5 protein-coding genes are annotated in these 7,123 nt (G+C 40.5%); 3 read left to right on the top strand and 2 right to left on the bottom strand.

Features of this window, described 5'->3' with window-relative positions:
• Window positions 1-204: 204 nt before the first annotated feature.
• On the bottom strand, window positions 205-585 hold the full coding sequence (locus V7K73_RS26745) for a hypothetical protein (RefSeq protein WP_334884647.1): 381 nt from the start codon (window positions 583-585) through the stop codon (window positions 205-207).
• 102 nt (window positions 586-687) lie between these two features.
• On the opposite strand from V7K73_RS26745, the gene V7K73_RS26740 reads away from it, so the two are divergent.
• Both V7K73_RS26740 and V7K73_RS26735 read left to right on the top strand, forming a co-directional pair.
• Entirely contained in the window at window positions 688-1,518 is an 831-nt protein-coding gene (locus tag V7K73_RS26740; protein ID WP_334884645.1) for a hypothetical protein, read from the top strand.
• Window positions 1,518-2,156 (top strand): HesA/MoeB/ThiF family protein, encoded by a 639-nt coding sequence (locus V7K73_RS26735; RefSeq protein ID WP_334884649.1) that lies wholly within the window; start codon window positions 1,518-1,520, stop codon window positions 2,154-2,156. Before V7K73_RS26740 ends, V7K73_RS26735 begins: the two co-directional genes overlap by 1 nt.
• A 123-nt stretch (window positions 2,157-2,279) precedes the next feature.
• Here the strand turns inward: V7K73_RS26735 and V7K73_RS26730 are convergent, their stop codons facing one another.
• Complete coding sequence (locus tag V7K73_RS26730) at window positions 2,280-3,278, bottom strand: RNA polymerase sigma factor, RpoD/SigA family (protein WP_334884643.1); 999 nt, start codon at window positions 3,276-3,278, stop codon at window positions 2,280-2,282.
• A gap of 1,007 nt (window positions 3,279-4,285) precedes the next feature.
• Here V7K73_RS26730 and V7K73_RS26725 point away from each other — a divergent pair.
• Complete coding sequence (locus tag V7K73_RS26725; RefSeq protein ID WP_334884641.1) at window positions 4,286-6,916, top strand: sensor histidine kinase; 2,631 nt, start codon at window positions 4,286-4,288, stop codon at window positions 6,914-6,916.
• Window positions 6,917-7,123 lie beyond the last annotated feature (207 nt).

The following is a 7,123-nucleotide window of genomic DNA, read 5'->3' as shown; positions in this document are numbered from 1 at the left end:
TATCATGTCCGCTTGATTGCTTATTAAACCCGAAGAACCCCACCCCCGCCAAAGCTACGCTTTAGTCTTTGTCTCCCCCAACGCTAGTAGCTCAACTTCTACGTAGGTTGGGTTAAGGAACAAAACCCAACACTTGCTTGAATTAGTTGGGTAACACGAATGTTCTACCCAACAAAGCAATTTTATTAAGTGAACCGTATTGCTTCAATTCTTTGACTTTAATACTTCTATAGCTTTAAATCCTTCTATAGTCTGACCTAAAAATATCATGGGAAGAATGAAGCCAAACGGTTTACCAGTTTGAATCATATTCAAAATGCCAGTTAACACATTTAACGACATTAATCCTACTGCAATACCTAGTGCAATTTTGGATTTACGTTGTACAAAAAAACCTAGAACTAGATAGAGTAAACCAAAAAATAAAGAAACAATTCCCAATATTATAAAATCAGGCAATCGATTACCAGCAACAAAGAATATTATGCTTAAAAAACTACACAAAACCCCAATTGCGTAAACTGCACGGTAAGCAGATGCTAACTTTTTTCGGGATTCTGATATTTGTTGTATTTGGGTAGTCATTATTTTTCTACTTTTTTTGGTTTATCGAGCGCAATCTATGTTTTTTATATACTTAAATTCAGGAAAATTCTTATGTAATTATGCGTAAATCATGGATAAATTATGCCTGACATCCATAAGCTAATCAACCAAATTGCGATCGCACAAGCACAATTGTCTACAACCCAATTTCTTGCCCCCTGTGTCAAAGGTGGACGAGTTCGCACCCGGGTAGCTGGGATGGTCTATACCTTCAGTCCAAAGCCTAGTAAATTTGAAGGTTGGGGGATTTTTCAGCCTGTGGATGAGAAAACAGCAACGGTTGTAGAAGAAGCAGACTTACCCCAGATTGCGGAATATCTGCAACACTTTCTCCAAATACGATTGCGGCTAGCACACCCACTGCAAAAACAAACTTGGTTAGCATACCCTGTAAATGAAGCAGATATGCGTCAACGGTTTAAGGTAGTTAAGCCGATCGCCATCCATCTAGTTACCGAGGGCGTTACCTTTGAGCAAGTTATTGCCCGTTGGAATGGACATTCATACTGGTTTGAGGAAGTCGATCGCCGTAGCGATCTGGCAATTGTTGAAACTCTGCAATCTGCCCTCAAGCAACTCACCCCTGCTTCGGAATTACAGTTTAAAGGTATAACTCCCGAAATCCGCACATTGTATGAATTAGCAACGCGGCGCATTGAGGGCTTGACTCAACCTCAACAAGATGAAAAGCGACTAAAAAAGGCATTGCGGATGGGCGGGGGTAGCTTAAATCAATTCCACGATCGCGGCGATTATTGGACAGTCGATTGGACAACTGCTGATGGTGTTCGCCACACAAGCGCGATCGCTAAAGCTGACTTGACTGTTGTCAGTTCTGGCATTTGTCTGAGTGGACGCGATCGCGATTTTGACTTGCAATCCTTAGTAGGTGTAATGGAACAACAAGAGTGATGAACATCTTTTTTCACGAACAGCTTTACCGCAGCAATGCTGTGATGGCAAAGCTAAAAAATTATCCTGTAACAATTTGTGGCGCTGGAGCATTAGGAGCTAACATTGCGGAAAACTTAGCTCGCTCTGGTTTTGATAAACTTACAGTGATCGATCGCGATCGCATTGAGGAGCGTAATCTTTCAACTCAGCCTTACTACCGTTCTGATGTTGGAGCGTTCAAAGCGAAAATTTTGGCAAACAATTTATATCGAGCAATTGCTATTAAAGTTGATGCTAAAACTCTTGAGTTGACATCAGCAAATACAACCCAACTACTCAAAGACAGTCAGCTAATTGTCGATGTCTTTGACAATAGTGTGTCACGTCAAGCAGTGAAAGATTATGCTGAACAACTAAGCATTCCTTGTCTTCATGCTGGGCTATCGGTTGATTATGCCGAAGTGATTTGGAATGACGTTTATCGCGTTCCTTCTGAGGTTAATGATGATGTCTGTGATTATCCTCTGACACGAAACCTAGTAATGTTAACCGTAGCCGTGGCCTGTGAAGCGATCGTTTCATTTATTGCTACAGCAGAACAGCGTAACTTCACCATTACTCAGAAGGATTTGACTGTTCAATCTTTGTTTTTGTAGATTGCGTAGACTCTCTATTACGAACGCACAAAGCCTGCCGGAGGCTCTATTACGAATTACGAATTACGAATTACGAATTACGAATTACGAATTACGAATTACGAATTACGAATTACGAATTATTTAACTAGCTAGATAGCTGCGTATCTTATCCTTATGTCTCCGTAGATTACCCAAAGCTTGTTGCTCTATCTGTCGCACTCGTTCTCGACTAATACCCATACGTTGACCAACCTCTACTAAAGAAAGTTCATTACCATCTGTTAAACCAAAACGCAAAGTTAATATTTTTTGTTGCTGGGGAGTTAATTTCTCTAACAAAATTTGAATATTTTGTTGGAGAAACTTTTGGTCAGCGTATAATTCTGGGGAGAGTCCATTATCTTCTAACATATCTTGTAATTCTGTCTCTTTTTCTAAGCCAACTCGCAATTCTAGAGAGACAGTTTTACGCGCTAATAGCAAATAATCTCGAATTTGTTTGGGATCTAAAGATAGTTCATGGGCGATATCAACTGCGGTAGGAGTACGACCTAATTTTTGAGTTAGTTCACGTTGGATACGCTTGATTTTGTTCAGTTTTTCGATAATATGAATAGGTAAGCGGATAGTACGTCCTTGTTCGGCGATCGCTCGTGTAATTGCCTGACGAATCCACCAATAGCCATAGGTTGAAAACTTGTACCCTTTAGTCGGATCAAATTTTTCAACTCCTCGCTCTAAACCTAAACTTCCTTCTTGAATCAAATCGAGAAAATCTAGGTTATGTCTTTGATACTTCTTAGCAATAGATACCACAAGTCGCAGATTAGCCTGAATCATTTTTTGCTTGGCTTGATGTCCCTGATGTAGCTGTTGCAGCAGTAATTTTTCACCGATATTTATATTTTCAACCCATTCTTGCTGTGTCGGTTGACGTTTTAACTCAATAGCTAATTTTTCTTTTGCAGCCAGTAAAGCCATCATTTGTTGAATTTGCTTGGCAAAATTAATCTCTTGCTCATGAGTTAATAAAGGTATACGTCCAATCTCGCGCAGATAAGTACGTACTGAATCAGCAGTAGATAAAGGTTTTTCATTTTCATTACTTCCTTCTAGAGAAGGGCTAGATAGATTATTCATAGTTATTTGAACCTTCAGAAATAATTGTTGCTTTAGAGGGAAATAAATTTCTAAATTTCAATCTGAGAGGATTGAGGTGAAATTCACAAATTAAATTAGATAGGACTTACGCAAAAAGCAGTGAAAGCCTTAATTTACCGTAGGGACAATTCATGAATTGTCGCTACATTTCGTACTTGATGCGTAAGTCTTATTAGAATGCAATTCTTAATTTTGATGATTAAGGTGCTGACGTTAATTTGACTAGAATCAGTTTGGAGCTTGACTTTAAAAGGTAAAAGTCAATAATTCGGGGAGCATCCCAATTTTGGCTTAAATCTTTTCCCTCACCCCCAACCCCTCTCCCAAATATGGGAGAGGGGAGACATAATTTTAGTTCCCCGAATCCCTGGGAAAGGGGAGACATAATTCTAGTTCCCCGAATCCCTGGGAGAGGGGAGACATAATTCTAGTTCCCCGAATCCCTGGGAGAGGGGAGACATAATTCTAGTTCCCCGAATCCCTTCATATGGGAGAAGGGGTTAGGGGATGAGGGCTATCAAGGTTTTTGCACCTGACGGGATGCTCCCATAATTCGTCTCGATTTTTCTGGGTGTAGTCACTTATAATTATTTTGCCAAAGCTAATATTGTTTAACTTAAGAGTTTGATGTGACAAGAGTTTGTCAAAGAATTGAAAAAGTTATGTCTGTCCAAATTCCAGCAGATTTAAATTTGCTGAAGTACACAACCTAAGTCTCCAAACTAGGGATAAAGCCTATTTTACTTCAAAATATGCTGTAAGTAGCTAGACATGATGTAGGGCTATTTCATTCTCATCTAGCCCGCCTAAAGTCATCTTTAGATGACTGAGACTCATGTTCTAGTCCGTTAAAACGTTTTGTTGTTTGACTATAAGTGCTATATTGGCTCTTGACCCGACCGAGTACAAACTATGTATAAACCCACAGAACAGCAAAGTCGAGGTGTTGTACTTAGTACTACAAGACAGTCAGGGGGAGTGGGCAGATGAACAAAAATACTGGGCAAAGTGGTGTTTTTTCTCTGTTTAAAGGCGTACCCCTACGTCGGATTTTGATAGGGTTGTTTCTGCTGCAAATCTTGCTAGCTGTGGGATTATCTACATACTTATCGATCCACAATGGGCAAAAGGCAGTCAATGAGGTAGCTAGCGAATTGCGTTATGAAGTCGCTAATCGAGTAGAGCAGAATTTACAGACTTATCTCTCAACTTTGCGTCAAGAACTACGGGGTAATCAAAATATCATTGACATCGGGTTGCTAAAGATGGAAAATTTGGCAACCTGGGAATCATACTTAATAAAGCAGTTAGAGATTTTTCCTGATGCTATCGCTTTAACGGCAAGCAATGAACAGCTTGAACACTTAGCGGTGGAAAAGCTCAACGATCGCCAATTTTTACTCAGAAAAGCCGACAAGTCAACTGGGTACGACCTCTACACTTACAAAATTGACTCTCTTGGTCAACGTACCCAACTTCCAGAAGCGATCAAAAACTATGATGCGCGATCGCGTCCTGATTATCAAGCAGCAGTTAATGCCAAAAAATTCAGCTTTAGTCAGATTTTTACAGCTCTGACTGAACCAACGCTGCTAATTAGTGCTTCTCTTCCTATATATAACTCCCAAGGCCAATTACTCGGAGTCAACAGCGCTCTAACTCATATATCACAAATTGGAGATTTGCTACAAAATATTATTGTTGGCAAGTCTGGGCAAGTTTTTATTATCGAGCGATCGGGGCTATTAGTAGCAAGTTCCACAACCGAAGAACCATTCCGCTTACAAAATGGTAAACCCATTAGGTTGGCAGCTTCTCAAAGCGAGAATTCTTTGACTCAAGCAAGCGCTAAATATTTGACAACTAAATTTAGTAACTTTGACCAGATTCAAAGTTTACAGCAACTAGATTTCTCCTTTGACGGCAAACGACAATTTTTAGAAATTAGACCCTTAGAGGGGGAATTAAATCTCAACTGGTTAATAGTAGTGGCTGTCCCAGAAGCAGACTTTATGGGACAAATTGAACGCAACACTCAAACTACAATTTTTCTCTGTCTGGGAGCATTAGGATTAGCTACTTTACTAGGGATTATAACCGCCCGTTGGATAACTCAGCCAATTTTGGACTTCAGCGCGGCGACAAAAGATTTAGCATTGGCTAATGGCGAAGACTCAGTGGTGATAGTACAGGGCATTAAAGAACTAGAGGTGCTAGGTGAATCTTTTAATGAGATGATACAGCAGTTACGGAAAAGCTTTACTGCACAGATAACCAAAAATGAAGAGTTAGAATTGCAAGTTTTGCAGCGAACTCAAGAATTACAACAAGAGGTTCAAGTACAGATTAACACTGAGCGCATCCTAAAAAAGCATCATCAGGTATTGGCAGAACTAGCAAATCATAAAGCGATTTCAGAAGGAAAGCTAGAAACGGCATTCAAAGTTATTACCGAGAAAGCAGCAAATGCTTTAGAAATAGAACGAGTCAGTGTGTGGTTATTCAATGGCGACCGCACCAAACTACAATGTATAAGTCTCTATGAACTTAGCACTCAGAGACATTCGGCAGGTTTAGAACGCAACCTTGCAGATTATCCCATCTATTTTAAATCCCTGACATCTGCGCGGATTATTGCCATCAGCGACACTCGCACCGATCTACGCATACAAGAATTATGGCATGAACTGCTAGAACCGAAAAATATTGTATCCCTAATTAATACTTCCATTTGGGTTGGCGGCGAAGTTGTAGGAACAGTATTGTATGAGCAGGTTGATATTCCCCGGATATGGGAACTGAGCGAGCAAAACTTTGTTAGCTCAATAGCTGAATTTGTCACCCTGACTTTAGAAGTATGCGATCGCAAACGAGCAGAATCCGCTCTCCGTGAGGCTAAAGAAGCTGCCCAAATCGCAAAACGTGCCAAAAGCACCTTTTTAGGAAACATCAGCCATCAACTGCTGACTCCCTTAAGCTCCATTCTGGGAATCACAGAAGCACTCCAAAATCAAGTATACGGTACTGTGAATGAAGAACAGCGCCAGTCCCTAAATACTCTCGAATCCAACGGGAAGAATTTACTAGAATTGATTAACCAGATCCTTGAGTTTACCGATATCGAATCTAGCAAGATAGAACTGCAATTAGCCCCGACTTCGATTCAAGGATTATGTGACTCTAGCTTGAGTTTTGTTAAACATTTAGCGTTGGAAAAAAATATCCACCTGAGTGGACAAATACTTGAAGAACTCGAACCTATCCAAGTCGATGAACGCCGCATCCGCCAAGTATTTATCAACCTATTGACTAACGCTATCAAGTTTACTAAAGAAGGAGGCAAAGTTTGGATTGAAGTCCAGCCAAATTCCACAAATGAATATATCTTTTTCAGCGTGGTAGATACCGGTATTGGTATGCTTTCTGATGACCTTTTCCAGTTATTTCAACCTTTTGTGCAAGTTGAAAATCCCTCTAACCGCGATGCTACAGGTACCGGTTTAGGATTAGTAATGGTGCAAAAAATTGTCGAGTTACATGGTGGTACTGTCCATGCTGAAAGTCAGTTAGGTAAAGGTAGTCGTTTTACAGTCAAACTCCCGTGGAAAAAGGTCTAGGAGTGGGAGCATCCCGTCAGGTGCAAAAACAAACCTTGATAAGCCCTCATCCCCTAACCCCTTCTCCCAAAATTGGGATTCGGGGAACTAGAGAATTTGCTCTCCTCTCCCAAAATTGGGATTCGGGGAACTAGAGAATTTGCTCCCCTCTCCCAAAATTGGGATTTGGGGAACTAGAGAATTTGCTCCCCTCTCCCAAAATTGGGA

Origin of the sequence: Nostoc sp., from assembly GCF_036916975.1 — a bacterium.
Taxonomy (GTDB): Bacteria; Cyanobacteriota; Cyanobacteriia; order Cyanobacteriales; family Nostocaceae; genus Nostoc.
Note: the sequence above shows the minus strand (reverse complement) of the source record. Positions and strands in the feature narration are given on the sequence as shown.

Excerpts from the sequence above, each read along its gene's own strand:
- V7K73_RS26745 (WP_334884647.1), bottom strand. The coding sequence starts at position 585 with ATGACTACCCAAATACAACAAATATCAGAATCCCGAAAAAAGTTAGCA.
- V7K73_RS26740 (WP_334884645.1), top strand. The coding sequence starts at position 688 with ATGCCTGACATCCATAAGCTAATCAACCAAATTGCGATCGCACAAGCA.
- V7K73_RS26735 (WP_334884649.1), top strand. The coding sequence starts at position 1,518 with ATGAACATCTTTTTTCACGAACAGCTTTACCGCAGCAATGCTGTGATG.
- V7K73_RS26730 (WP_334884643.1), bottom strand. The coding sequence starts at position 3,278 with ATGAATAATCTATCTAGCCCTTCTCTAGAAGGAAGTAATGAAAATGAA.
- V7K73_RS26725 (WP_334884641.1), top strand. The coding sequence starts at position 4,286 with ATGAACAAAAATACTGGGCAAAGTGGTGTTTTTTCTCTGTTTAAAGGC.